Genomic DNA, 778 nt, shown 5'->3' on the forward strand with positions numbered 1-778 from the left:
GCTCGAGACGCCCGTCTTCGAGGAAGCGGGTCAGCCCTTGCCAATGATTGAGCGCGTAACGGATGTCCTCGGCGAGCGTCGAGCCGCTGGAGATCATCGACAGCTGCTTCTCGAACCACGGCTTCAACGCCTCGACGATGGGCAGCGAGTGTTCCTTGCGCGCGGCCAGCCTGGTGTCCGGCGATGAACCACGTACCATGGCTTCGATGGCGTAAAGCTGTGCGATCTGCCGGACGGCGGCCTCGGCGATCGGCGATTTGCTGTTGCGGGCCAATTTGACGAAGCGCCGACGCAGATGGCTCCAGCAATGCACGAGCGTCCACGGCCCTTGCGGTCGAGCGACTTCGGTCAGCCGGTCATAACCGTCATAGGCATCGCATTGCAGGAAGCGTCCGTTAAAGCCGTCCAGGAACTGCTCAGCGAAGGCGCCGCTGCGGCCGGGGGCATATCGGAACAGCACGATCGGCGGACTTGGGCCGCTATGGCCGCGGTCGTCGGAGACGCTCGCCCAGAAGTAGCCCTTCTTCGTTTGACCACGCCCGGGATCGAGCACCGGCGCCGTAGTTTCGTCCATGAACAGACGATCCGCCGCTGCCAGATGGCGGCGCATGTGGTCGGCAACGGGTCGGAGATGGAAGCAGGCGCGGCCGGACCAATTGCCCAGTGTCGCCCGATCAAGCCGGATCCCCTGGCGCGCATAGATCTCGGCCTGACGGTAAAACGGCGTATGGTCGCCAAACTTGGAGACAATCACGTGCGCAATCGCCGCTTCGGTCGG

1 protein-coding gene is annotated in these 778 nt (G+C 64.0%); it reads right to left on the reverse strand.

Annotated elements, in window-relative coordinates:
- Positions 1-778: IS66 family transposase (tnpC, locus tag CWO89_RS44815; protein ID WP_130584450.1), on the reverse strand; the 778-nt coding region annotated here is incomplete at both ends.

Origin of the sequence: Bradyrhizobium sp. Leo170, from assembly GCF_004296405.1 — a bacterium.
Lineage (GTDB): Bacteria > Pseudomonadota > Alphaproteobacteria > Rhizobiales > Xanthobacteraceae > Bradyrhizobium.